General features: G+C 43.9%; 18 protein-coding genes. 12 read left to right on the forward strand and 6 right to left on the reverse strand.

What is annotated here, in order from left to right; genetic code table 11:
* Positions 1–10: 10 nt before the first annotated feature.
* Entirely contained in the window at positions 11–1,996 is a 1,986-nt protein-coding gene (locus ACQ4LT_RS02840) for a DEAD/DEAH box helicase (RefSeq protein ID WP_445664489.1), read from the forward strand.
* Between the two features lie 98 nt (positions 1,997–2,094).
* On the opposite strand, the gene mnmD is transcribed toward ACQ4LT_RS02840, so the two are convergent.
* Positions 2,095–2,874: a tRNA (5-methylaminomethyl-2-thiouridine)(34)-methyltransferase MnmD gene (mnmD, locus tag ACQ4LT_RS02845; protein WP_445664490.1), complete on the reverse strand. Its 780-nt coding sequence runs from the start codon at positions 2,872–2,874 to the stop codon at positions 2,095–2,097.
* Entirely contained in the window at positions 2,874–4,178 is a 1,305-nt protein-coding gene (locus ACQ4LT_RS02850; RefSeq protein WP_445664491.1) for a DUF4097 family beta strand repeat-containing protein, read from the reverse strand. The genes mnmD and ACQ4LT_RS02850 overlap by 1 nt, the downstream gene beginning before the upstream one ends.
* Before the next feature lie 147 nt (positions 4,179–4,325).
* Here ACQ4LT_RS02850 and ACQ4LT_RS02855 point away from each other — a divergent pair, with 147 nt between their 5' ends.
* The 7 genes from ACQ4LT_RS02855 (at position 4,326) to ACQ4LT_RS02885 (ending at position 11,031) form a co-directional block, all read left to right on the forward strand.
* The gene (locus ACQ4LT_RS02855; protein WP_445664492.1) at positions 4,326–5,522 is read left to right on the forward strand and encodes a M20 metallopeptidase family protein; all 1,197 of its coding nucleotides are present in this window, start codon (positions 4,326–4,328) and stop codon (positions 5,520–5,522) included.
* A 57-nt stretch (positions 5,523–5,579) separates the two neighbouring features.
* Positions 5,580–6,680: an NAD(P)/FAD-dependent oxidoreductase gene (locus ACQ4LT_RS02860; protein ID WP_445664493.1), complete on the forward strand. Its 1,101-nt coding sequence runs from the start codon at positions 5,580–5,582 to the stop codon at positions 6,678–6,680.
* Positions 6,681–6,769: 89 nt separating this feature from the next.
* Complete coding sequence (locus ACQ4LT_RS02865; protein ID WP_445664494.1) at positions 6,770–7,738, forward strand: isoaspartyl peptidase/L-asparaginase family protein; 969 nt, start codon at positions 6,770–6,772, stop codon at positions 7,736–7,738.
* Between the two features lie 191 nt (positions 7,739–7,929).
* Positions 7,930–8,145 carry a hypothetical protein gene (locus ACQ4LT_RS02870; RefSeq protein WP_445664495.1) on the forward strand — a complete coding sequence of 72 codons (216 nt, stop codon included), beginning with the start codon at positions 7,930–7,932 and terminating at the stop codon, positions 8,143–8,145.
* 16 nt (positions 8,146–8,161) lie between these two features.
* Entirely contained in the window at positions 8,162–8,680 is a 519-nt protein-coding gene (locus ACQ4LT_RS02875; protein ID WP_445664496.1) for a cytochrome C oxidase subunit II, read from the forward strand.
* Positions 8,677–10,353, forward strand: coding sequence for a b(o/a)3-type cytochrome-c oxidase subunit 1 (locus ACQ4LT_RS02880; RefSeq protein ID WP_445664497.1), 1,677 nt, complete (start codon positions 8,677–8,679; stop codon positions 10,351–10,353). Before ACQ4LT_RS02875 ends, ACQ4LT_RS02880 begins: the two co-directional genes overlap by 4 nt.
* A gap of 117 nt (positions 10,354–10,470) precedes the next feature.
* On the forward strand, positions 10,471–11,031 hold the full coding sequence (locus ACQ4LT_RS02885; RefSeq protein ID WP_445664498.1) for a hypothetical protein: 561 nt from the start codon (positions 10,471–10,473) through the stop codon (positions 11,029–11,031).
* Here the strand turns inward: ACQ4LT_RS02885 and ACQ4LT_RS02890 are convergent.
* Positions 11,022–13,388, reverse strand: a complete 2,367-nt coding sequence (locus ACQ4LT_RS02890) for a heavy metal translocating P-type ATPase (RefSeq protein WP_445664499.1) — start codon at positions 13,386–13,388, stop codon at positions 11,022–11,024. The genes ACQ4LT_RS02885 and ACQ4LT_RS02890 overlap by 10 nt on opposite strands.
* 15 nt (positions 13,389–13,403) lie before the next feature.
* Positions 13,404–14,042 carry an NUDIX hydrolase gene (locus ACQ4LT_RS02895; protein WP_445664500.1) on the reverse strand — a complete coding sequence of 213 codons (639 nt, stop codon included), beginning with the start codon at positions 14,040–14,042 and terminating at the stop codon, positions 13,404–13,406.
* Positions 14,043–14,363: 321 nt separating this feature from the next.
* Here ACQ4LT_RS02895 and ACQ4LT_RS02900 point away from each other — a divergent pair, with 321 nt between their 5' ends.
* The 3 genes from ACQ4LT_RS02900 to ACQ4LT_RS02910 all read left to right on the forward strand — a co-directional run bounded on the left by ACQ4LT_RS02900 (position 14,364) and on the right by ACQ4LT_RS02910 (position 17,369).
* Complete coding sequence (locus tag ACQ4LT_RS02900) at positions 14,364–15,602, forward strand: S8 family peptidase (protein ID WP_445664501.1); 1,239 nt, start codon at positions 14,364–14,366, stop codon at positions 15,600–15,602.
* 150 nt (positions 15,603–15,752) lie between these two features.
* Entirely contained in the window at positions 15,753–16,757 is a 1,005-nt protein-coding gene (locus tag ACQ4LT_RS02905; protein ID WP_445664502.1) for an adenosine kinase, read from the forward strand.
* Positions 16,758–16,778: 21 nt separating this feature from the next.
* Positions 16,779–17,369, forward strand: a complete 591-nt coding sequence (locus ACQ4LT_RS02910) for an XTP/dITP diphosphatase (protein ID WP_445664503.1) — start codon at positions 16,779–16,781, stop codon at positions 17,367–17,369.
* A 3-nt stretch (positions 17,370–17,372) separates the two neighbouring features.
* Here the strand turns inward: ACQ4LT_RS02910 and ACQ4LT_RS02915 are convergent, their stop codons facing one another.
* The gene (locus tag ACQ4LT_RS02915) at positions 17,373–18,566 is read right to left on the reverse strand and encodes an anhydro-N-acetylmuramic acid kinase (protein WP_445664504.1); all 1,194 of its coding nucleotides are present in this window, start codon (positions 18,564–18,566) and stop codon (positions 17,373–17,375) included.
* 231 nt (positions 18,567–18,797) lie between these two features.
* On the opposite strand from ACQ4LT_RS02915, the gene ACQ4LT_RS02920 reads away from it, so the two are divergent.
* Positions 18,798–20,339: a sodium:solute symporter gene (locus ACQ4LT_RS02920; protein ID WP_445664505.1), complete on the forward strand. Its 1,542-nt coding sequence runs from the start codon at positions 18,798–18,800 to the stop codon at positions 20,337–20,339.
* Positions 20,340–20,400: 61 nt separating this feature from the next.
* Here the strand turns inward: ACQ4LT_RS02920 and metH are convergent, their stop codons facing one another.
* Positions 20,401–24,096, reverse strand: coding sequence for a methionine synthase (metH, locus tag ACQ4LT_RS02925; protein ID WP_445664506.1), 3,696 nt, complete (start codon positions 24,094–24,096; stop codon positions 20,401–20,403).
* Positions 24,097–24,149: the final 53 nt, after the last annotated feature.

A 24,149-nucleotide genomic window follows, 5' to 3' on the forward strand; every position in this document is an offset into this window, starting at 1 on the left:
TTATAATTGAATGAGTAACGACAAAAAGATTAAAAAATTAATTAACCGTGCTCTTGATGCTGTCTCATCTGAGATAGAATCGGTTCGTGAAAAGCCGGCCCGTGATGTGCTATTTGATGGGAAGCGCCGTGAAGATCATCCGGCCAATACATTTTACTATGAATTTGAATCCCGGAATACCTCTCTCCGGTTTGCGGAGGTCATCAAGGGAGAAATGGAAGATCACGAGGATGAGCTGGAGCTCTATCCGGTGACGGTTGAGGATGAAAAAGTGGTCCTTCATTTTCCGCATAATTTTGGATCTACGTTACCCAAGGTGAAACTGGAGTGGGAAAACGATTTTGTACTGCGACGGTTGCGAATGGAGCTGGAAAAACTGCTCGAATCCAACGATAAAAAAGCTCGAAAGCGAATGGGGCGACTTTTTTACCCCGATCCGGAAAAATATCATACCGATGATGAAAGTACGCGAGTGCTGGATGATAGCAGGAGAAATAAATCTCAGTATGAATCGCTTATAAAGTCCTTGCAAAATGAAGTGCTATATGTCTGGGGTCCGCCGGGTACGGGCAAGACGTCTACGCTGGGGTTTATGATTGCCAATTATCTGATCAAAGGTAAGCGCGTGCTTTTTGCAGCCAATACCAATCGAGCGGTGGATGTGGGACTGTTGAGTGCATTGCAGGCATTGACTTCCGTAGAGAAAGAACATCTCGAAGAAAAGGTTACTCGATTTGGTGAAATGGCCCTGGAGGGTGATCGTCTGGCGAATGTGCTTTTTGATCGGCACGTTGAGCAGAAGAAGCAGGAGGGCAAGGAAAAGGCGGGGAATTTAGATAATCTGTTGGGCGAATATCAGAAGCTGCAAAAAGAGATTGATAACCTGATGGAGCATGGCGAAAGTGTGCCTGAGGAGCTGGAAGAGCGTATAAATATGCTGGGGGAACGCGTTGATGAACATGGTGGTGAGGCAGCACTGGAAGAGGAAATTGATCGATTGATCACCGTAAATGAGCGGGTTGAGCTGGAAAAAAAGCAGCTGGTAGCTACAACTTTGGCCAAGGTATGCACCTCCGACCTTTTTGATGGACAAACGTTTGATGCGGTTGTGATTGATGAGGCATCGATGGCGAATTTGCCCTACTTGATGGTGCTTGCTGCAAAGGCAACGTCGCATATTGTGGTGGTGGGCGATCCCATGCAGTTGCCGCCCATTGCGTTGACGGATGATACACATGCCCGTAAGTTTTTGGAGGAAGATATTTTTACGTTTGCTTCGGGTGCTGATACCACGGAAGACCTGTTTGTATGGCACGATGAAAATCGTCCGCTTACCACGTTTTATGATACCCAGTATCGATTGAACGAAGACTTAGCAGAGGTATTGAGTACGGTGTTTTATGAGGGACGCCTGAAGACAGCAGAAGCGGATGAAGATTTAGATCCCGCCATAACCCCGCAAGAAAGTAGTGCGCCTACGGTTAACGTGATTGACAGTCAAAAATATGGTCCCGTGTTAACGCAAAAGGATGAGGGTCGGGGATTTAGTCCGGTCAATGAGGTACACAGTCATATTTTGATTAAAATGGTGAGGCGGCTGGTGCTAAAAAATCAGGTGCCGGTGGACGAGATTGGAATTATCGTGCCTTTTCGAAGTACGGTTTATGATATTCGGAATGAGCTGTATGAAAATGATTTTGGGATGATCGAGGTTGGGACGATCCACACTTTCCAGGGTCGAGAAAAGGATGTTATCATTTTTGATACGGTGATGAGCGGGGAGCAGCAGTATGGCCGACGCCGGCATTATTCAGTACGTCCATTTGATGAGGAGAAAAATGGACTGGCTGTGCCACGCCTGTTAAATGTAGCTTTTTCGCGTAGTAAGGAGCGACTGGTGTTATTGGCTGATATGGATCATATCAATAAGGTTTATGCTGATAAGTTTTTGGGACGACTACTGCGACGATTTCAGAACCAGGAAAAAGAGCAGTAATCTTCGTCCGAATACTGGGTTTGCAGTCGGACGAGTAGTAATGTCTGGATGTTCACTCCAATCCATGCGATGGCAAACGCAGCCAGCGGATGGGATCCTTAATCAAAATCTCCTTCCTGGTAGCGGCGGGAGTAGTGTTCTTCGTTGATGTGCTTGAATTCTGCAAGTGGTTCCTCACTTAGCGAAGCAACAATCATCTCCCGTTTGCCCAAAGCGCCCTGTGTTTTAGCTACTTTCCATCCGGCCCATGCCATTGCTCCCTGGACTTTGGAGGCCGCGCAATAGGTTGTCAGTATTACATCCCCATTGCTGAAATTGGCTAACTTTTTAAATGTGTCGCCGGTCCATAATTCCGGATTGACATCCGGGGAAAAGGCATCCTGGAAAATATAATCAGCATCCAAATTCTCTGGATTAAAGTTCTCGAACATACCATTGAACAAATGAAGCGTAATATTGGAAGTGAGCGAAAACTCATTCATTCCGTCAGATAAGTGATCAAAAATAACGGATAAGTGATTGGCCAGTTCGGGATGGTTGAGATGTTGGTTGTAGTTTAGGTTCTCTGCCGTTTGGGGACTGATTGGAAATCCTTCGATAGAGTAAAAATTAATTGTAGAATCTGAGTTCAGATCCAGGTAATAGTCCATCAGTAAAAGAAGGTTGAGTCCGGTGCCAAAACCAACCTCTAAGATGGTGACCGGGTTAGAGGTCTCAAGATCATCCAATAATTGAGATTGCCCAAAAAAAACGTGCTTGCTTTCTGCTACGGCACCGTTGGGATTGTGATAGTGTTGATCAAATTCGGAGGAGTAAAGGGTATGTGAGCCGTCGCGGGTAGTTACAAGTTTTGATTGTTGTTCCTTTGAATCAGTCATTAATCGTTAGTACTAATATTAACATTCCCATATCCACAGTTGATTACGATTGGCAGCCCGCCCCCGTTTAGTGTGCCGGTAATACTGCCCCGATTCTTTGTGCCGTTGAAATTGAACCCATCATCTAAATTTACTGACGTACCGGATATATCCAGATCGGCAGCGATGTCTTTGGGCAATGACAGCGAAATATTACCGGCAGAAGTCGAGAAGCGCAACTGATCATGTGCCGATTTTATAGTGGATGAAATATTGCCGCCGGAAGTTTTTGCAGAGATACTGCCTTCGGCATTTTGTATATCAATATGACCGCCGCCTGTTTTAACGTCCAGGTTGCCACCGGTTTCCTGTATCTTGATATGACCGCCACCCGTACTCATTGTTATATCGCCGAAAACTCGATTGGCTGTGATGTGTCCGCTGGATGTCTTGGCATTGGTTGTGCCGTCAATATCTGACAGGGTAATGTGGCCACCGGAAGTATTTAGCTTTTGGGTGTTTTGTAATTGGCTTGCTGTAATATGTCCGCCGGATGTTTTAGCTATAAGTGCAAGATGTTGGGGGACTGACAAGGTGGCTTCCAGATTTATTTTTTCGGAAATAGAACTTCCACTGGCAGGGTTTACCTCAAATTTGGCATCAGTATTGTCAATGTTTTTTTGAATGCTTAATTCTTGGGCAATGACGGCAGGATCATTAATATCACCAGTGGCACGAAGAGTAATTTTACTGCTGGATGAGTCATTGCCAACGATGTTCAGGTTTCCGAATTCGACTGAGAAATCTAGCGATTCTAAGTCGTCGACAGAAAACGAATCTTGATACACAAAAACACCGGAGCTCACTTCGGTCCAATGCGATTTATCTATATCGTACTTTCGGTTGATATATAGCTTTTGGTCCTGAAGTTTGACGTTGAAATCACTTTGATTAATTTTTTGAAGCTCTCGTTCGAGTTGTTGTAGTTCCACCTTTAAACTTTCCTCATGGAGGTCCTTTTGTGCATATTGCTGGATTAATTTGTCCAGATTTTTGATTTCGAACTCAAGTTGGTTAAGATTTTTCAGATCGTTGATATTGCGGAGCTTCTCAAGATTTTTAAGCGTTTCCAGGTTTTGAAAATCAATGACGATAGAATTTGATGGTGAAGGAGGGGTTGGAACCGATCGGATACTTCTTTCTGAATTTGGTGCGGAAGCTTTTGAAGAAGGATCGGAAGAAGCATTAGAAAGCAGATAAATGGCAATACCGATAAATGTGATACCGGCTATCACAATTTCCCAAGAAATATTACGCTTAATCATGGTTTTCTGGTTAAGTCATTGGATAATGCATTGTTTAACTTAAAAAGCTTACGAATACTGTATTGATATTGTTGCAGAATTATCTTCATAGACTTTCAAGAAAATTTCTATTTTCAGTAACAACCCATCCTAACTAAAACAGGACATATGGAAATAACTAAATTTAAAGAGAAGGCAAAAGCATATCATAGCAAAATGGTGGGTATTCGTCGCCACCTGCATCGTCATCCGGAACTGAGTTTTCAAGAGCATGAAACGACTGAATATATTATCAAACAGCTTGATGAGCTCAATATTCCTGTTGATCGCCCCCTTGAAACGGGTTGTGTTGGGATCATTGAAGGAGGAAAGTCATCTTCAAAAGTGGTAGCTCTGCGCGCCGATATTGATGCCTTACTTATTAGCGAAGAGGGAGATCATAAAAGTGAGTTTTTTTCAGAAAATGGAGGTGTTGCCCACTGCTGTGGACATGATGCCCATACCGCGAATTTGTTGGGTGTTGCTCACATTCTTGCTGATTTGAGAGATGAAATAGAGGGAACGGTATTACTGGTATTTCAGCCGGGCGAAGAAAAACTGCCGGGCGGTGGCCGACTTCTTTGCGATACGGGATATCTACAGGAAAAGGGAGTAGATGTTATTTATGGATTGCATTCCTACCCTGAGTTGGAACCCGGGCAAATTGCCGTAAAAGAAGGACCACTGATGGCGCGCCCGGATGAGTTTCGGATAGAAGTTATTGGGAAAGGGGGACATGCGGCTTCGCCACACCAAGCGGTGGATCCCATTGTGATGGCCTCCCAAATTGTTAATCAGTTGCAAACAATTGTAAGTAGAAATGTGAACCCCACCGAGCCAGCGGTAGTGACGGTGGGAAAAATTAGCGGGGGATCAACGCATAATATTATCTCCGAAAAAGTAGAACTGTTGGGGACTGTTAGAACATTTGCCCAGGAAACAGCCGATATGATAAAAAATCGTATTGAGGCTATTGCAAAAGGTGTTACAGAAGCTTCCGGGGGGCGTTATACTTTTGACTTTGATTACGGATATCCCGCAGTTACGAATACTGATTGGGCGACGGATAATTTGGTTCATGCCGCTCAAACTATCTTGGGGGATAAACAGGTGCATCTGCTGGATGATCCCATAATGGCCGGCGAAGATTTTGCATTTTATCAGCAGGAGTTCCCGGGTGCGTTTTTCTTTTTAGGAAGTGGAAGTGAAAAGACGGAATCGACCTATAGCTGGCATCATCCCAAGTATAATATTGATGAAGATTGCTTTTTAACGGGTGCTGCTTTAATGGCTTCAGTAGTTTTTGAGCCGATTCCTAAAAGCTAATGACCTGTATTTAAATTTCGTTGTGACACGATAGATCATGTTAAAGTAATTAAAGGTATGAGTTATTCATCATCATTCTGGGAAAAAGATTCATTCTTGAAACCGTATGATCTTGTCATTATCGGTGCAGGCATTGTGGGATTATCTTCGGCCCTGTTTTATAAGCGACAAAATCCGTCAGCCAGAGTAGCGGTACTTGAACGAGGATATTTGCCACAGGGTGCCAGTACGCGCAATGCTGGTTTTGCATGTGTTGGGTCGATCGGTGAACACCTGGCGGATATGGAAAAAGAGTCTGAGGAGAATATTAAAAGACGAATTAAACGCCGTTATGAAGGACTCCAGCTGCTGAAAGAGACGCTGGGTGAAGAAGCAATTGGCTATGACCATTGTGGTGGATTTGAATTCTTTAAATCACGACAGAAGTTTGAGAAAGTATCGGCCGAAATTGATCGGTTTAACGGATGGATGAAGGAGCTGGTCGGTGAGTATGATGTTTATTCGAAAGATGAGTTACAGGGATATCCGGTAATAAAAAATAGGTTGGAGGGAGCGTTGCATCCCGGTAAAATGATGGAGGCGCTGGCGAAAAAGGTGAGTTCTGCCGGGGTGGATATCAAGTGGAATAGCAGGGTGGAGGATGTAACTAAAGATGGTATCGTTAGTATTGCTGAGGGACCGGAAATTCGATCTAATAAGGTATTGTTTGCGGCCAATGGTTTTGTCCGAAGGTTGTTGCCTGAGCTTGAGATAAATCCGGCGCGCGGATTTGTCATGGTAACAAATGAGCAGGAGAATTTACCGTGGAAGGGGATCTTCCATCACGATCGAGGATATATTTATTTTCGGAATGTTGGAAGCAGGCTGTTAATTGGCGGAGCGCGAAATTTAGATAAGGATGGAGAGCAGACCGACCAGTTTGGAACCAATGAAACGATTAAAGCTCATCTTAAAGAATTTGTCTCACAAACATTAAAGCTTGGGAACCATTGCAATATCGATTACGAGTGGTCGGGCATTATGGGATTCTCATCTACCAAAACACCTATTATAAAACAGCTTGATAGAAATCGGTTTGTGGCTGCAGGTTTAAGCGGAATGGGTATTGCCATTGGAATGGAAGTGGGACGGAGTGCATCAGATATGCTTGAATCGTAGCAAATATATAGTCTTTTCAACTTGAGTGTTATGGTACTTTATAGTGCTAAATAAATTCGAATTATATATTAATCTCTGGAAAATTGATTATGATTAGTCGCAAAAAATTTTTGAAATATACTCTGCTGGGCGGTCTAACTCCTTTTACGAAATGGACAAAAAGATCATTTTCCCAAAAGAAGGGTACGCCGGTAGTTATATCAACCTGGAATCACGGTATACCTGCTAATGAAGCTGCTTGGAAAGTATTAGCTGAAAGTGGATCCGCTTTGAATGCCGTGGAAGCTGGAGTCCGGGTTGTCGAGGCTGACCCCGAAGTGCGGACCGTAGGGTACGGCGGTCGGCCTGATCGCGATGGATTTGTTACCCTTGATGCTTGTATTATGGATCAGGAAAATCGGTGTGGCTCGGTTGGGGCCTTGCAACATATCAAGCATCCAGTTTCGGTAGCCCGAAAAGTAAAAGAAGAAACGCCCCACGTCATGTTAGTGGGAGATGGTGCACTGGATTTTGCAATGGAACAGGGGTTTGAGAAAGAAAATATTTTAACCGATAAAGCCCGGAAAGAATGGGAGAAATGGAAAAAGAATGCAGAGTACGAGCCTGAAGTTAATATAGAAAATCACGATACCATTGGAATGCTTGCTTTAGATAAACAGGGAAATCTGTCGGGAGCTTGTACAACCAGTGGTACCGCATGGAAAATGCATGGGAGAGTCGGAGATTCTCCTATAATTGGCGCGGGACTGTTTGTTGATAATGAGGTTGGGGCAGCTGCAGCTACAGGCTTGGGCGAAGAAGTAATTCGAACATGCGGTAGCCATTTGGTAGTTGAAAATATGCGACGGGGCGATGATCCAAAGACAGCCTGTAAAAAGGCCGTCCGGCGAATTGTCCGGCAAAATGATGCTCTGAATAATATCCAGGTTGGATTTATTGCTATCAATAAAAAAGGACAGTTTGGTGGGTATAGTGTCCAAGAGGGATTTAATTATGCCGTTTTTGATAAAATAGGAAATCGCCTGCTTGATTCGTCTTATTGGACTAATTCAGAATGAAATCATTATTATAGGTGGTCAGTATTGATGCCCATTTGAAGCTGATATATTTTAAAGGATTTCTCTTATAAGTCCTTGATATTTTTTTGACAAATTAAATCTAAATAGAATATATGGCTTGAAGTTATACCAATTTAATACTTAATTGTCTCCAAACAATTGGGCATGCTAAATAAAAAAAATCCCTTGTTATGCCAGAAGAAGTAAATAATCCAACTAACAGTAACGAATCTACAAAGAGTTGGGAAGAACAGAATCCGGATATTGTTCGCGAAATAACAATCGATGAGTATAAGCCTTACGGAACATTAACACTCACGTTAATCTACTTTGCCATTGTAGCATTGATGTGGGTTTTTATGTATTTCGTGGAATTTGCCGGAAATGCTCCTTCCATTATAGATTAGTTAATAAACCAAAGATATGCATATACATAAGTTCGAACAGTTCTGGATAAAACTATCCTTTGTACTGATTGCCTTTTTTATCGCTACCGTAGTGTATGGTTTTGTGGCGATGGATCTAAAGGTGGTCGGAGATCATGCAACCGTTGATCCGCAAAACCTATCGGAAACGCCGTTTGGGAATCCCGGTGTGCGGGAAGTTACTCGTAATGGAGAGACTGAATATGAAGTTTATGTGCAAACAATTCAGTTTGCCTTTAATCCGGGTACCGCACAGCCCATTGAAGTACCGGTAGATACCAGGGTTACGTTTTATATAACAAGCCCTGATGTGCTGCACGGTTTTGATGTCGCGGGGACCAATCTAAATACCATGTCTATTCCGGGACAGGTGGCAAAGTTTACAACTATCTTTCCCGAAGTACGTGAGTACGGTATCGTCTGTAATGAATATTGCGGACCGGCCCACCATGTGATGGAGGGTAAAATAAAGGTAGTACCTAAATCTGAGTTTGACAAAAGTAATCTGGTAGAATGACATTTATACACAAGTATCCGAAAGCTGCAAAAGTTGCCAAAGCTAATTTCATTGTTGCTTTTATAGCGCTTGCTATTGGGGGTTTCTTTGGTTTCGTCCAAGCGCTCCACCGCACCAATGTATTTCGTGGTTTTTTTAATTCCGGGGAATATTATACGCTATTAACAGGCCATGGTGTATTGCTGGCGCTAATCTTCACCACATTCTTCATCGCCGGCCTGTTTGTATGGGGCGTAACGCGGAGTCTCGATCGTGAACCTGAAAATTTAACTTTTACGTGGTCATGGTTTTGGTTAATGACCATTGGATTGGTAATGGCAGCAGTAGCTATTTTGGGCGGACTCGTTCCGGATAGTTCAATCCGAGCTGCTGTGCTTTACACTTTTTATCCGCCCTTACAGGCTCATCCCATGTTTTACATTGGATTGGCACTTGTACTTATAGGTTCGTGGATGGCCGGTGCAGATTGGTTCTGGTCGTATCGAAAATGGCGCGCAGAAAACCCCAATGAACGGATTCCCATCCTCACTTTTATGGCGCTCTTTACTATGCTGATGTGGTACGTTTGTACCATCGGCTTGGCGCTTGAGGTTGTTGGTCTGTTAATACCATGGTCGCTTGGCTTGGTTACAGAGATTGAACCCTTATTGCCGAGAACACTATTTTGGTTTTTTGGACATGCTGTTGTGTACTTCTGGCTGCTGCCAGCTTACTACGTGTGGTATGCTATTTTGCCGAAGCTTTCGGGCGGACGCTTATTCAGTGATTCAATGACTCGAATTGTTTTTATCATCTTTCTACTGCTTTCTACTCCGGTAGGATACCACCACCAATATGCTGATGCAGGAATTTCTGTTGGATTTAAATTCTATGCAATGGCAAGTACGCTCCTGCTTCTACTTCCAAGTTTAATTACGCTGTTTACGGTTGTAGCCAGTATGGAGCACGGCGCACGTCAGCGTGGAGGAAAAGGATATCTTAAATGGATTAAAAAGTTGCCTTGGGACAGCCCCGCGTTTGTAGGTTGTGCCCTTGCCGGAATTATGTTTGCCGCCGGTGGTTTTAGCGGAATGATTAATGCGTCAATGAATATCAATGTTCTTATCCATAATACGATCTGGGTACCGGGCCACTTTCACCTTACCGTAGGAACGGCCGTGGCGTTAACATTTATGGCCATAACATACTGGCTGCTTCCACAGCTTACCGGTAGAAAACTCAAGCATAAAACGCTTGCCTTGATACAGCCATACGCATGGTTCCTGGGAATGACATTGATGTCAAACGCGATGCACCGTGCCGGACTTGCTGGTGTTCCCCGACGAACGGCAGAGCCCGAATATTCAGGTTTTGACTTTGAGCCTATTTTTGGGACTATGACGGAAATGAAATGGCAGATTGCTATTGGCGGAACCATACTTACCATTTCGCTGATACTCTTTCTTTGGGTTGTAGTTGCCTCATGGCTTGCCGGTGAGAAATCCGACAAACCCGTTGATGATTATATCCCTAAACCACTGTCAGGTGTTGAACATACCCCGGCTATATTGGATAACATGAAGCTTTGGTTTACTTTGGCACTCGTGCTGGTAATACTGGCTTACGCCTTCCCGCTTTGGGAAATGGTAGCCGATGGTATCTTTTCACCGGGAGCATTACCAAGACCATCTTGATAACTTAGAATTTGTTAGATGCAAGAAAGTCCTTGTCTGTTGCTGTTTTGAACGGACAAGGGCTTTTTGTTTTTAATGAAGTGTTTTTACTGATTTAAAATGTTTGATTGAAAAGTTATGCCTGAGGAAAAATCTGATAACTCTACTAAACGATTGGTACAAATTTTAGTGATCGTAGGAATTGGAATTCCCGTGTTGGTGGAGTTAATGACTCTTTTTAACCTGATTAATGTTCAAGTTTTTGAAGATGAAAAGGATGCGAATAGTCAAGGATTTGATGTAGAAGATGTGCGTGGTTTTGGTGAAGGGGACACCCTTTTTGCCGACCAGGAATCAGCAGTTCTTATTGATCAGCTTCGTGTTAAAGTAAGTGCCCAGCAGTGGCGGTTTGCATTGGGGATGACTTCAATAGACAGTATAAGTCAAAACAGGCTACAAATCCGGGTTGACAGCCTGAGCTTACAAAGCGATAAGATGTTATTAGGCAATGATAGTAGCAGTTGGGAAGTAAGGCAATCGAAGCCAGTTAAAATATATGGCGAATGGGATTTACCGAATGGCGATATTCCCACGAAGCTATTTATAAGTATGTATCAACAAATAGCGGGGGATTCCACACTTCAGGTAAGCCGTGCAATACCTTTGGATAAGATACCGGTTCGCTATAATCAAGAGTAAGATTCTTCGGACATAAGGTTCATATTCCGCGAAGAATTTCCTACCACCAACAGACTACTCGTAGCCATAGCCACTGCAGCGAATAGTGGATTTATGGTTCCCGCAATAGCCAGGGGGATGGTAATGATATTATATAAAAATGCCCATCCCAGGTTCTGACGGATTCGATTCTTGGTTAGTCTTATGGCATTAAAAGCAGCTGGAATTAACGTCAGTTGTTCTTTTGGAATGACGACATGAGCTGAATCAGCGGCAATGGCGGTTAAATTACCAAAAGCGATCCCCAAATCAGCTTGAGCAAGAGCGGGAGCATCGTTGCTTCCATCACCGATCATTGCAATTCGGCCAAATTTTCGCAGCTCTTCAATGATATTGGATTTGGAGTCGGGACGTGTTTCCGTAAAGAGGAAGTCAGGATTTAGCTTTTTGCGTATTGCATCTCCGGCTTGTTTACTATCCCCGGTAATAATAGCCACTTTCTTGCCGGCTGCTTGCAGGCTTTGGATGATATTTGGAGCTTCTGGTCGGACTTGATCTCCGACTACCAGTATGCTTTCTACCTGCCCATTCCATCCCACGGCAACGGGAACATTCCCCTCATTTCTACTGCAATCAATCTGTTTCCACTGTTTCTTTGTGATTTGCAGGTGATCACCAATCCATTCAGGTTGCCCAACAAAAATATGTTTTCCATCTATTTCTCCCGAAATCCCTGTAGAATAAGAGGTGAAATTATCTGCGCTATTTTGATCTGTTGCATATGCAGCAAGAGGTTCGGCAATGGGATGAGAAGCATATTGCTCTAACTGAGCTGCATAGCGGAGTGCTTGTTGATTATTTCCTTTATCCAAGAGCTGCATCGTACCCGTTGTTAGGGTGCCGGTTTTATCAAAAGCAATAGTAGCAGTATCCATTTGTTCTTCAAATACGGCCGCTGTTTTAAAAATAATCTCGTTCTCCAGGCCGCTTCGAATGCCCGAAGCAATGGCAAGAGGAGTAGCCAGTCCCAAGGCACAGGGACAAGAGACAATAAGAACAGCCAGTGAGGCAAGCATCGATTCTGTAGCACCAGCACCGCTCGATATATGGTAGGCAAACGTAGCGATCCCTAAGAGAATAACAGCAGGGACAAACCAAGCAGCAATACGATCAGCCAGCCGCTGTTGGCCGGGACGGGCCGTTTGAATATTCCACATCATCTGCATTAGATCGTCAATGGTACTTTCAACAGTATCACCAATTTCGATGGTAAGAGCATTTTGTGTAAGAATAGTGCCACTGAGTACAGAATCTCCTACACCTTTCGAAACCGGCATTGATTCACCCGTCATCAGAGATTCATTAACAACGCCTTGACCATCTACAATGGTACCGTCGATGGGGATGCGTTCTCCGGCTTTAACCAATACGCGATCTCCGGGGTTGAGGTCTTCAATAGCTATCTCCTTGGTGTCACCATTTTGAAGCAACCGCGCGTAGTGGATGCGTTTTTCGGTAAGCTTTGCCAGCAGATCTTGCTTGCCTGCTTTAATTTTTTTCTCATAATAATTACCGATTGAAACGACCAGAATAATCGCCATGGTTACGTCAAAGTAGACTTCGGAGGATCCGGTAAGCATAGCCCCGACACTGTATACATAGGCACTGACGGCCGCAATAGTAATGAGCAAATCCATATTCGGCTTAAGTACGGAAAGAGAAACCCATGCTCCGCGTAAAATAGGGAAGCCGGTGTATCCCAAAACAAAAGTGGTCATCACAAAAATGTTGGAAATAAAAAACAGTTTTTCCGAGGTAGTCAAAGGTACTATACCGTCACCGCCCAAATAGGTGGGGTACAGGAAAAGTACATATAGCAACAGGCCAATGATCCCAAAAAATCCCCCGATAATAATGCGGGCTACTTCATTGAGCTGTTCCTCTTTTTCTGATGATTCTACCGGTTTAACCTCATAGCCCAGCTTGCTCAATTTCTGCGGAAGGATACGGGGTTCTATAGATGTTGGATCATAGTAAACCTTTATCATTTCCGAAGCGTAACTGGCTTCGCTTTTATAGATACCATCTTGTCGATCCGCTAATGTTTCGACGAACGATTCGCAGGTTGAACAGTGCATGCCATTTACTTTAAAAAAAGCTTCTTCGTAATTTTCAGGCAGTGTATCTTGCTTCTGCTCCTTCCGTCTTTTTTGGATTGTTTGTCTGCGGAGTTGTTCAGCTTGTTCGCCCTCCATATTTTGGAGTAGCTTATATACATGCAGACATCCCGAGCAACAAAAAACGCCATCTACGTCGGAATCTGTAACTGGTGGGTCAGGGGTTTCAAGTTCGCAAAGGGTACAGTGTTCAGCCTTCATGATAGAGCAAAAGGGTTAACTTTTTTTATTCTTAAATTCTCGGTATAGATCGAGGAATTCATTGAGCATCATAGCGGTGGCACCCCAGAGAGGGACCTGGTGGAGATTCCAGTAGGGGACTCGGTAGGTATAAGAGTGTAGATCCCAATCTTCAACAGTGATATTTTTCTTATGTAGCAGAGAATGTAATTCTACTGCAAACACTTCTTCGACTTCGGTAGGGTTTATTTCAAACTCAGGTCTGCGATCTGTAAAGCCAACAACCGGAGTAACAAGATTATTAGAGTGACTTACATATAGCTCACTGATCTCCCCAATGATTGTTACTATATCAGGAGATATCCCGATTTCCTCCTTTGCTTCCCGAAGGGCCGTTTGGTGTAGTGATTCTCCCTTTTCAGCACGCCCACCCGGAAAACTAATTTGTCCACCGTGATCAATATCATGGCTTCGCAGCGTTAATACCAGCTCCATTTCATCATCTTCGTTGGGGAAAAGTAAAATTAGCACACTGCTCTTGTTGACTTCCGGTGGTGGCTCCATCTCTCGAATTTCGCCACCATCAACCGGTTCCGGAGCCATCTCAATTTGGGCCTTTTTACCCGGCAGGCTTTGAGATAAACGTTGTTCTAAAAAGGGGATGAGTTGGTGCATTGTTAAACAAAGATAATGGAAATTAACAGCAGCTTATTATGAATAAAAACTATTTAAGTGTTCTATGTTAAAGAAAACTAAAGGTGGTAAATATACAAGTGAAAAACAGAGTACTTAATTTAATTATTGTTGCTAAAAATAAAGTTCTCTTATAAAAAAATGATTAATTCGTAACAAATAGGTTGTTTGGTAATCTTAAAATATATAGCGGGATGGCTGGATTACCTTATTTCTTGTAGGGCAATAGGCCAAAATATAAAATCCTGCTCTTTCATATTCGTCAAATTGGCGAATGTAATTTTAATAAATCAGGGATAAATTATGCGAAATGCATTTTTTAGAATGACTTTGATTGTTGCATTAGTTGTCTTTGGGATCACCGCTTGTGATCAGCCAACTACTAATGTCGATCAGAATAATCAGCAAGAAGAACTGAAAACTGAAGCTAATCAAACTATTGATGGCCAGTATATCGTGGTCTTCAAAGATGAGGATACGCAAGGTAAAGCTCTTGGTTCTGATATATCTAAGTTAAAAAAGGTTAGAAGCAAGATGTTTACCGATTACAATATTACAGAAGAATCCGTCGTCGGTGAATATAATGTAGCCTTGAAAGGCTTTGCCGCTAAATTAAGTGATGGGCAATTAGCTGATCTAAAAAAAGATGATCGGGTTGATTATATTGAAGAAGATCAGATGTTTACATTAGCACCTCCGGGTTCATGTTCTCCTTGGCCAGGTTGTAAAGATGAAGATGACGGTGGTGATGGCGGAGGAAGTAACCAGGTAACCCCTTGGGGCATTGATCGCGTAGGCGGTGCCGCAGCCAGCAACGGAACCGCATGGGTGATTGATACCGGTGTTGATTTAGATCATCCTGACTTAAATGTAGATGCGTCTCGAAGTGCTACATTTATAACGAATGGCAAGGATTCCAAAGATGCTGATGATGGAAATGGTCACGGTACCCATGTTGCGGGAACCATTGCTGCACTTGATAATGATATTGGCGTTGTAGGTGTTGCTGCCGGAGCTTCGGTCGTAGGCGTTAAAGTACTAGATAGCCGTGGAAGTGGTTCGTACTCCGGAGTTATTGATGGAATTGATTATGTTGCCCAAAATGCATCCGCTGGTGATGTTGCCAATTTGAGTTTAGGTGGCAGTACTTCTGATGCTGTTGATGATGCGGTACGTAATGCAGCAGATCAAGGTGTTTATTTTGCTGTGGCTGCAGGAAATGACGGTGATGATGCTAATAATTATTCCCCCGCACGTGTTGAGTATAATAATGTTTGGACTATTTCTGCTACGGATGAGAGCGATGTGTTTGCATCATTTTCTAATTGGTCCGGACCAACCGATCCGCCTGTAGAATATGCCGCACCCGGTGTAGATATTCTCTCTACTTGGAATGATGGAGGAACAAATACCATCAGCGGAACTTCAATGGCAAGTCCGCATGCTGCGGGAGTGCTATTGGTTACGGGAGGCAATGCAACAAGTGACGGATCTGCATCAAGCGATCCGGACGGAGATCCTGATCCAATCATATCGCAATAAGGATCGATATTTCCTTTACAACTTCGGCATCTGTCTTTTATTAGGCAGGTGCCTTTTTTATTTAGCAATCTGAACTTTATTGGGGCCTTAAGAGTTCGTATTTTCCGCACTTTGGTAGGTAAATTACAGTTTGAACAATCAGAATCTTTTATGAAAAAGAAGTACAACGTTTACGGTATTGGGAATGCGCTGGTGGATATGGAATTCGAAATCGGTGATGAGTTTTTAGAAAAGCACGACGTCGAGAAGGGTGTTATGACATTGGTGGACGAGAAAACCCAGTCGCGTCTTATTGATGATATCAGCAGAGAAGAAACGGTTGAGAAGCCGGGCGGATCAGCAGCGAATACGGTTTTTGCCGTAAGTCAATTTGGAGGAAAAGCATTTTATTCTTGCAAGGTGGCTAAGGACCACTTTGGAGATTTGTACTTGGAGGATATGAAAGAGGCCGGCATTGATACCAATTTTGATCGTCAGGAGCGAGAAGAAGGTATAACCGGTAAGTGCTTGGTGATGGTTACCGATGATGCCGAACGAACCATGAATACGTATTTGGGTATTACACAAAATTTGTCAACCAAGGAGATTGATGAGCTGGCTATTCGTGATTCTGAATATGTGTATATCGAAGGATATCTGGTGACCTCAGAAAACGGTTTTGAGACGATGAATCAAACGAAGAAAATAGCCCAGCAAAATGATGTAAAAACGGCACTTACCTTATCTGATCCTGCTATTGTAGAGGGATTCAAAGGTCGATTTGATGAAATTATTGGCGCTTCTGTTGATCTTCTTTTTTGTAATGAAAAAGAGGCGAAAATTTATACCGGCAAAGATAATCTGGATGAGGCACGTGAAGCGTTGAAGAAAGAGGCAGAGCGGTTTGTCATAACACAGGGAGCCAATGGCGCTATGATCTATGATGGCGACACGTTTATTGATATTGAGCCCTACGATGTAAATGCCATTGATACAAATGGAGCAGGTGATATGTATGCCGGTGCATTTTTATATGGTATCACGAACGGAATGGGGTTTGCCGGGGCCGGGAAGCTGGCCAGTCTTGCCGGATCAAAAGTGGTATCCCAATTTGGTCCTCGATTGAAATGGCACCAAATGCAGGAAATATTGAATGAAGCGAAAGGTGCTGAGTAAGTGAGAGGAGGAGTCAAAATTATGGATACAATTGTTTTAGCTTCGCAAAACAAGCATAAAATTGAGGAGCTTCGAGCCACATTGGCACCATTGGGCATTGAGCTAAAGTCAACCTATGATTTTCCTGAGCTGGAGGAAGTTGAGGAGGACGCCGATACACTGGAAGGTAATGCTCTAAAAAAAGCTCGATATGTGTGCAAAAAGACGGGACTGCCTGCATTGTCTGATGACACCGGTCTTGAAGTGGATGCTTTAAATGGTCGTCCGGGAGTGTTTTCGGCACGATATGCGGGAGAAGATGCAAGGGATCAGGATAATGTGGATAAGCTTTTGGATGAGCTTGCGGGTATACCTATGGAGCGGCGAGGTGCTCAGTTTCGAACCGTTGCCGCCTTTGTTACGGATGAGGACAGTTATACTTTTGAAGGTGTTTGTCGCGGGATGATTATTTCAGAAGAACGGGGGTCTGGTGGATTTGGATACGACCCGGTATTTCTTCCTGCAGCTTATAAAAAAACATTTGCCGAGCTGGAGCCGGAGATTAAAAATGAAATCAGTCACCGGGGAAAAGCCATTCAAAAATTTTATGATTGGGTTGAAGAGCAGAAGTAGAGGTTAATCAGGGAAAGAGATCTTTCCAAAATTAACTTTTTTTTCGCTGTCAGTATTAATTAAAAACCCTTCTTCGGCAAGCATTTCGTTGGCTAATATGGCAAAAATGACGGCCTCTTTGGCATCGGGATCAAAGCCGATCTCTTCAAAATTACGAATAGTGCAATTCGGTAAAAGCTCGTCGATCCATTCTATTAATATCGGATTATGAAGCCCTCCACCGCTGACATAGATAGCAGTTTGGATATTTTGTAAATTAACTTTTTGGATTGCTTCAGCAATGGTCTCTGCCGACAATTGGGTAAGCGTAGCAACTAAATTATCTGAGGGAAGATCTGTGATTCCCATTTTTGACAACTGCTTCTCAATCCAATTCAGATTAAAAATTTCAGGTCCGGTTGTTTTAGGGAGCGATTTCTGGAAATAGGGATCCGATTTTAGTGCTTTAAGTACAGTTGGATCTACAGAACCCTGTTTTGCAATACGGCCGTCCTTATCAAAATCCTCATCAAAATATTTTTGAACAGCGTTATCAATGAGGGTATTGCCGGGACCGGTATCCGTAGTAATTGATTTTTTATCAGATGTATGAGGTGGCAGGTAGGTAAAGTTGGCAATGCCCCCAATATTTAAAAGAATTCGCTCTTTGGTGTCATGCGTAAAGAGCATTTGATCAACAAAAGCGGCCATTGGTGCACCTTCACCTCCGGCCGCAGTATGTTTTTGCCTAAAATCGCTGACGGTGAGAATACCCGTTTTATGAGCAACATGATCTCCATCCCCAATCTGTAACGTAGCGTTGGGCATGTCTGGCTGATTGTGTTGGCTTTTTGGGGCATGATAAATTGTTTGCCCGTGACTGGCAATACAGTCAATCTGTGTTGAGTCAATTCCCCACTTCTCAAGTGCCTCAAGTATTAGTTTACCGTGATAATTACCGAGCCGGCTGTGTAGTAGACAGACTTCTTCCATTGAAGCTTTTGGGACGGAGGTAATGCTCTTGAGACGTTTTTTGAATTTAGGGTCATAGGAAATGGTCTCGAAGTTTTTTAGTTCAACCTCAGTTGTTTTGCCGCTGCCATTAATCTGGCATAGAGCAATATCCAGTCCGTCCAGAGAAGTCCCTGACATCAAACCAATGATGATTCTATTTGGTTTTTGAGTGATGTCATAGAGCTTTTGAATAGCGGAATTCATGAACAAAACTGTTGGATTTGAGAAATCACGAAGATGTTATAATCAACGGTATTTGAGGATTGATTACAATTAAAAATTTATGCTAATGCTGTTTTTACAGAGTGGAATTGTACAAGGTTCAAAAGAGAAAATTCTGCGTGATGTTATAGTATGTTCTGTAATCCTAAAAATAAATTACTATAATTCCGACTTTGAAATAATCACCGTGAATATTAATAACAGAACGCCAAGGTGGAATTTTCCGTAATAGATTATATTGTCATTGTAATATATCTCGTTGGTGTAGCTGGGTTGGGAATATACGCTGCGGGTCGTCAGTCCTCTACATCTGATTATTTTATGGGCGGAGAGGGGTTACCGTGGTGGGCAGTCATGTTTTCAGTGGTGGCAACCGAGACGAGCACGCTTACTTTTATCAGTATTCCTGCGGTAGCCTATGGGGGGGATCTCACTTTCTTACAGATAACGTTGGGTTATATTGTAGGACGTATTTTGGTAAGTAAACTTTTACTTCCGGCCTATTTTAAGGGAAAGCAAACTACGGCCTACCAGTTTTTGGAACAGCGGTTCGGTCCCGCTATGAGAAATGCTACGAGTACGACTTTTATGATTACCCGCCTGCTGGCCGATGGTGTCCGCCTTTTTGCCACGGCTATTCCTCTTGCGATTATCCTTCGCTTTGGAGGTGCGTTGATAGGGTGGACTGATTTCGAAGTGTACTTGTTAGCGATTGCTGCGATATCAATTATTACACTTATTTATACACTTATTGGGGGGATTAAAGCTGTTGTGTGGATGGATGTAATGCAGATGGGCGTGTATATAGGGGGTGCGGCGCTGGCTATTGGGGTTATCCTTGTTGATTTGCCGAATGGTCTGAGTGGTGCGTTATCTGTTGCCGCGGATGCGGATAAGTTGCAAATCCTTGATTTTGGATTCGGACAGCCGTTCTCGGATTTTATTGCGCAGCCTTATACCTTTTTTACAGCATTGATTGGGGGCGCGATATTTTCAGTAGCTTCGCATGGTACCGATCAGCTTATCGTGCAGCGTCTGCTTACTACTCGCAATGTGGATAACAGTCAGCGGGCGTTGGTATGGAGTGGGGTCGTAGTTGCCCTGCAGTTCGGGCTGTTTTTGTTTATTGGCCTGTTGCTCTACGCTTTTTATGATGCGCAGTCTGCTCAAGCATTAGGACTGGCAACGACTGACGAGATTTTTGCGAAGTTTATTGTTGAGCAGTTGCCGGTTGGCCTGTCCGGATTGATTATAGCTTCACTGTTTGCAGCGGCAATGAGTAGTCTCAGTTCGTCACTTAACTCCCTGGCTTCTTCAACAACGCTGGATCTGTATAAGCCTTATTTTGGAAAGGAAAATACGCAAGCCGAGGATCTGAAAATATCCCGCATTATTACAATGATATGGGACGTAATTTTAACGGGATCTGCTTTCTTCTTTGCCTTTTTACAACTGCAGGAGGGCGAACGTCCGGCTGTTGTAGAGCTTGGCCTCGGGATTGCATCTTATACTTATGGTGGGTTGCTGGGCGCCTTTTTACTCGGCCGATTTTTTACTGAACCCGATAAAACCGATGCGATGATTGGCTTTTTTGCAGGAATGATTTCGTTGCTGTTTATGGTAGAGGGACCTATTCATGCTATTCTACCCGGGGAGCCGCTTGTGATTGCTTGGCCACTGTACACTGTTGTTGGCAGTGCTATTGTAATTTTAGTCGGGAATGTGTCGTATTGGATTCGTAGGAAAAGTAAATAAAGATATGACTTGCTGAAGTTTGAAAGCTTTATAAGCCTTGGTTAGAAATAACACTTCCCCCTTACTCAGGATCATAATTCAAGTTAGGTCCCAGCCAGCGCTCAACTTCTTTAACGCTCATATCTTTGCGGTCGGCATAGTCCTCAATCTGATCTTTCTTAAGATCACCTATATTAAAATAATCCGATTCAGGATGAGCAAAATACAATCCGCTAACTGAGGCGGCCGGATGCATGGCAAAAGATTCTGTCAGCGTAATTCCCGCTTTATCTTCCACATCCAGCAGATCAAACAGAATACGCTTTTCGGTATGATCGGGTTGTGCCGGGTAACCCGGTGCAGGACGAATGCCATCGTACTGCTCACGGATAAGGGAATCATTACTGTAGCTTTCATTTGGCGCATAACCCCATATTTTCTTGCGCACTTTTTCGTGCAATAGCTCGGTAAAAGCCTCTGCCAGCCGGTCGGCCAGCGCTTTGGTGAGAATGGCGTTGTAATCATCGTGATCATCTTCGAACTGTTTGACCAGCTCAGGAGCGCCAATTCCTGTTGTCACGGCAAAGCCGCCCATATAATCTTTGATGCCTGATTCTTTTGGAGCCACAAAATCAGAAAGTGCCTTGTTGGGTTGACCTCGTCGTTTTTTAGCTTGCTGACGCAGCATATGGAATGTAGTAAGGACTTCGTCACGGTTGTCATCGGTATAAAGCTTCACATCATCGCCCACCGAATTGGCGGGATACAAACCTAAAACCGCACGAGCTTTTAGTAATTTTTGATCAATAATTTTATCCAGTAGTTCGTTGGCATCATTATATAGTTTGCGTGCCTCTTCGCCGTACTTTTCATCTTCCAGGATATCAGGAAACTTACCCTTCATTTGCCAGGCAATAAAAAACGGTCCCCAGTCAATGTAATTTCGGATTTCTTCCAGCGGATAATTATTAAATTCCTGGATACCCAGCTGGTTCGGTTTTACGATTTCGGATGATTCCCAATCGATCTGCGTGGCATTTTCTCGTGCTTCTTCAATGGGCAAATAGGTCTTACGGCTGGAACGCCCCTCATGACGTTCGCGCAGTTTCACGTAATCATTTTTGATTTTTTTAACGAACTCATCATGCAGCGTTTTGGATACCAGGTTTCCCGTTACCGACACACTTCGCGAAGCATCCAGCACGTGTACCACGGGTTGGTCATAATTTGGTTCAATCTTGACCGCTGTATGCGTGCGGGAGGTCGTAGCTCCCCCAATCATTAATGGCTGTTTAAAGTCTTCGCGCTTAAGTTCCTTAGCAACGTGCACCATCTCATCCAGTGAGGGCGTAATGAGGCCGCTCAACCCAATAATATCGACATTGTTTTTGCGGGCCTCCTCCAGAATTTTATCTGCCGGAACCATGACACCGAGGTCAATCACATCAAAATTATTACAGCGCAGGACCACTGAAACGATATTTTTACCGATATCGTGGACATCACCTTTAACCGTGGCCAAGAGCACCTTGGCTTTAGGCTCGCTGTTTTGATTCTTCTCTTTTTCTTCCTCGATGTAGGGGATGAGATGGGCCACGCCTTTTTTCATCACGCGGGCACTTTTTACCACCTGTGGGAGAAACATTTTGCCCGATCCAAAAAGATCTCCGACTACATCCATGCCGGACATCATCGGACCTTCAATTACCTCAATAGGCTGATCAAATTTTTGTCGGGCTTCCTCCACATCATCCACAATATGATCAACAATGCCTTTTACCAGCGCGTGCTCTATCCGTTTTTCTACGGATTTGGTGCGCCATTCCTGAGTTTTCTCTTTTGTTTCGGTCTTATCATCCTTGATCTCTTCGGCATAATCAACCAGTCGTTCAGTGGCATCATCGCGGCGGTTTAGGATAACATCCTCGACCAGCTCGCGCAGTTTCTCGGGAATCTCTTCATATATTTCAAGCTGACCGGCATTGACGATGGCCATATCGAGTCCTGCTTGGATAGCATGATACAGGAACACCGAATGCATGGCCTCACGAACTTTATTATTACCGCGGAAAGAGAATGAAATATTACTGAGTCCGCCACTCACTTTTGCCAACGGAAGGTTCTCTTTAATCCATTCAGTAGCTTTAATAAAGTCTACGCCGTAGTTGTTGTGCTCCTCGATACCGGTTGCTACCGTCAGAATATTAGGATCTAAGATAATATCCTGCGGGGCAAAACCAACTTCTTCGGTAAGGATGTTGTAGGCTCGCTCGGCAATCTCAATGCGTCGCTCGTAGTTATCGGCCTGACCTTTTTCATCGAAGCCCATGACGACCACAGCACCTCCAAAGTTGAGGATTTCGCGTGCATGTTCCTTGAACTCTTCTTCGCCTTCTTTGAGAGAAATAGAGTTTACGACACATTTCCCCTGGACAGCTTTTAGACCCGCTTTGAGGACTGACCATTTGGAGGAGTCAATCATGATCGGCACCCGTGAAATATCTGGCTCGGCGGCAATAAGCTGGAGGAAGTCCACCATCACTTCTTTGGATTCGAGCATGCCCTCATCCATATTGATATCGATGATCTGAGCGCCGTTTTCCACCTGTTGACGTGCTACCGAGAGTGCTTCTTCGTACTCTTCGTTTTTGATGAGTCGCTTAAACTTTCGCGAACCCATCACGTTAGTACGTTCACCGATATTCACAAAGTTGGTATCGGGACGAACTACCAGCGGTTCCAGCCCGCTAAGACGTAAATACGGTTTTTGCTCGGGGATCTCTCGTGGTTCACATTCTTTGGCCGCTTCAGCAATAGCTTCAATATGTTCGGGAGTGGTACCGCAACATCCGCCAACAAGGTTTACAAAATCAGATTCAGCATAATCGCGCAGCTGGTCGGCCATAAACTCGGGCGTCTCGTTGTAATCACCCATCTCATCAGGCAGTCCCGCATTGGGATAGAGACTCGTATGGCAATCTGCAATATTAGCGAGCTCCTCGATATAAGGACGCATTTGCTTGGATCCCAGTGAGCAGTTAAGCCCCACACTTAGTAAATTTTTGGTATGGGATACTGAAATCCAGAATGCTTCGGTAGTTTGGCCGGAAAGCGTACGCCCGCTTTGATCAACAATGGTCCCCGAAATCATAACGGGAATCTCGTTGCCTGTTTCTTCGACATATTTGTGTATGGCGTAAATGGCGGCCTTAGCATTCAGGGTATCAAAAATGGTTTCGACGAGCAGGATATCAGCTCCGCCGTCGACCAGCCCGCGAATCTGTTCAGCGTAAGCTTCTTTAAGCTGATCAAAAGTGATTGCGCGGTAGCCGGGATCTTCTACATCCGGTGAAAGCGAAAGGGTTTTGTTTGTGGGACCAATAGCGCCGGCCACGAAACGGGGCTTGCTGGGATTTGCCTCCGTAAATTCATCGGCCACTTCGCGTGCATTTTCTGCAGCTGCCACATTGAGCTCATAGGCCAGATCTTGCATTTCATAATCTGCCTGCGAAATGGAGGTGCTGTTAAATGTGTTTGTTTCAATGATATCAGATCCCGCAGAAAGGAATTGCCGGTGAATATCTTTGATGATCTCGGGCTGTGTAATACTCAGCAGGTCGTTGTTGCCTTTGAGGTCATCTGCTTTCTCAAAATCAGAAAAGCGTTCGCCGCGATAGTCGTCTTCAGAAAGGTTGTGATTCTGAATCATGGTGCCCATGGCGCCGTCCAGAATCAGGATGCGATCTTTTAGCAGATCGGTAATTTGATCAAATTTCATGTAAGTAGTTTTCAGGTAATAAGTTATAAGGTGCTTGTGGTTGCACAAAAACT

The organism is Fodinibius sp. AD559, from assembly GCF_052712805.1.

Excerpts from the sequence above, each read along its gene's own strand:
- ACQ4LT_RS02840 (WP_445664489.1), top strand. The coding sequence starts at position 11 with ATGAGTAACGACAAAAAGATTAAAAAATTAATTAACCGTGCTCTTGAT.
- mnmD (WP_445664490.1), bottom strand. The coding sequence starts at position 2,874 with ATGACTGATTCAAAGGAACAACAATCAAAACTTGTAACTACCCGCGAC.
- ACQ4LT_RS02850 (WP_445664491.1), bottom strand. The coding sequence starts at position 4,178 with ATGATTAAGCGTAATATTTCTTGGGAAATTGTGATAGCCGGTATCACA.
- ACQ4LT_RS02855 (WP_445664492.1), top strand. The coding sequence starts at position 4,326 with ATGGAAATAACTAAATTTAAAGAGAAGGCAAAAGCATATCATAGCAAA.
- ACQ4LT_RS02860 (WP_445664493.1), top strand. The coding sequence starts at position 5,580 with ATGAGTTATTCATCATCATTCTGGGAAAAAGATTCATTCTTGAAACCG.
- ACQ4LT_RS02865 (WP_445664494.1), top strand. The coding sequence starts at position 6,770 with ATGATTAGTCGCAAAAAATTTTTGAAATATACTCTGCTGGGCGGTCTA.
- ACQ4LT_RS02870 (WP_445664495.1), top strand. The coding sequence starts at position 7,930 with ATGCCAGAAGAAGTAAATAATCCAACTAACAGTAACGAATCTACAAAG.
- ACQ4LT_RS02875 (WP_445664496.1), top strand. The coding sequence starts at position 8,162 with ATGCATATACATAAGTTCGAACAGTTCTGGATAAAACTATCCTTTGTA.
- ACQ4LT_RS02880 (WP_445664497.1), top strand. The coding sequence starts at position 8,677 with ATGACATTTATACACAAGTATCCGAAAGCTGCAAAAGTTGCCAAAGCT.
- ACQ4LT_RS02885 (WP_445664498.1), top strand. The coding sequence starts at position 10,471 with ATGCCTGAGGAAAAATCTGATAACTCTACTAAACGATTGGTACAAATT.
- ACQ4LT_RS02890 (WP_445664499.1), bottom strand. The coding sequence starts at position 13,388 with ATGAAGGCTGAACACTGTACCCTTTGCGAACTTGAAACCCCTGACCCA.
- ACQ4LT_RS02895 (WP_445664500.1), bottom strand. The coding sequence starts at position 14,042 with ATGCACCAACTCATCCCCTTTTTAGAACAACGTTTATCTCAAAGCCTG.
- ACQ4LT_RS02900 (WP_445664501.1), top strand. The coding sequence starts at position 14,364 with ATGCGAAATGCATTTTTTAGAATGACTTTGATTGTTGCATTAGTTGTC.
- ACQ4LT_RS02905 (WP_445664502.1), top strand. The coding sequence starts at position 15,753 with ATGAAAAAGAAGTACAACGTTTACGGTATTGGGAATGCGCTGGTGGAT.
- ACQ4LT_RS02910 (WP_445664503.1), top strand. The coding sequence starts at position 16,779 with ATGGATACAATTGTTTTAGCTTCGCAAAACAAGCATAAAATTGAGGAG.
- ACQ4LT_RS02915 (WP_445664504.1), bottom strand. The coding sequence starts at position 18,566 with ATGAATTCCGCTATTCAAAAGCTCTATGACATCACTCAAAAACCAAAT.
- metH (WP_445664506.1), bottom strand. The coding sequence starts at position 24,096 with ATGAAATTTGATCAAATTACCGATCTGCTAAAAGATCGCATCCTGATT.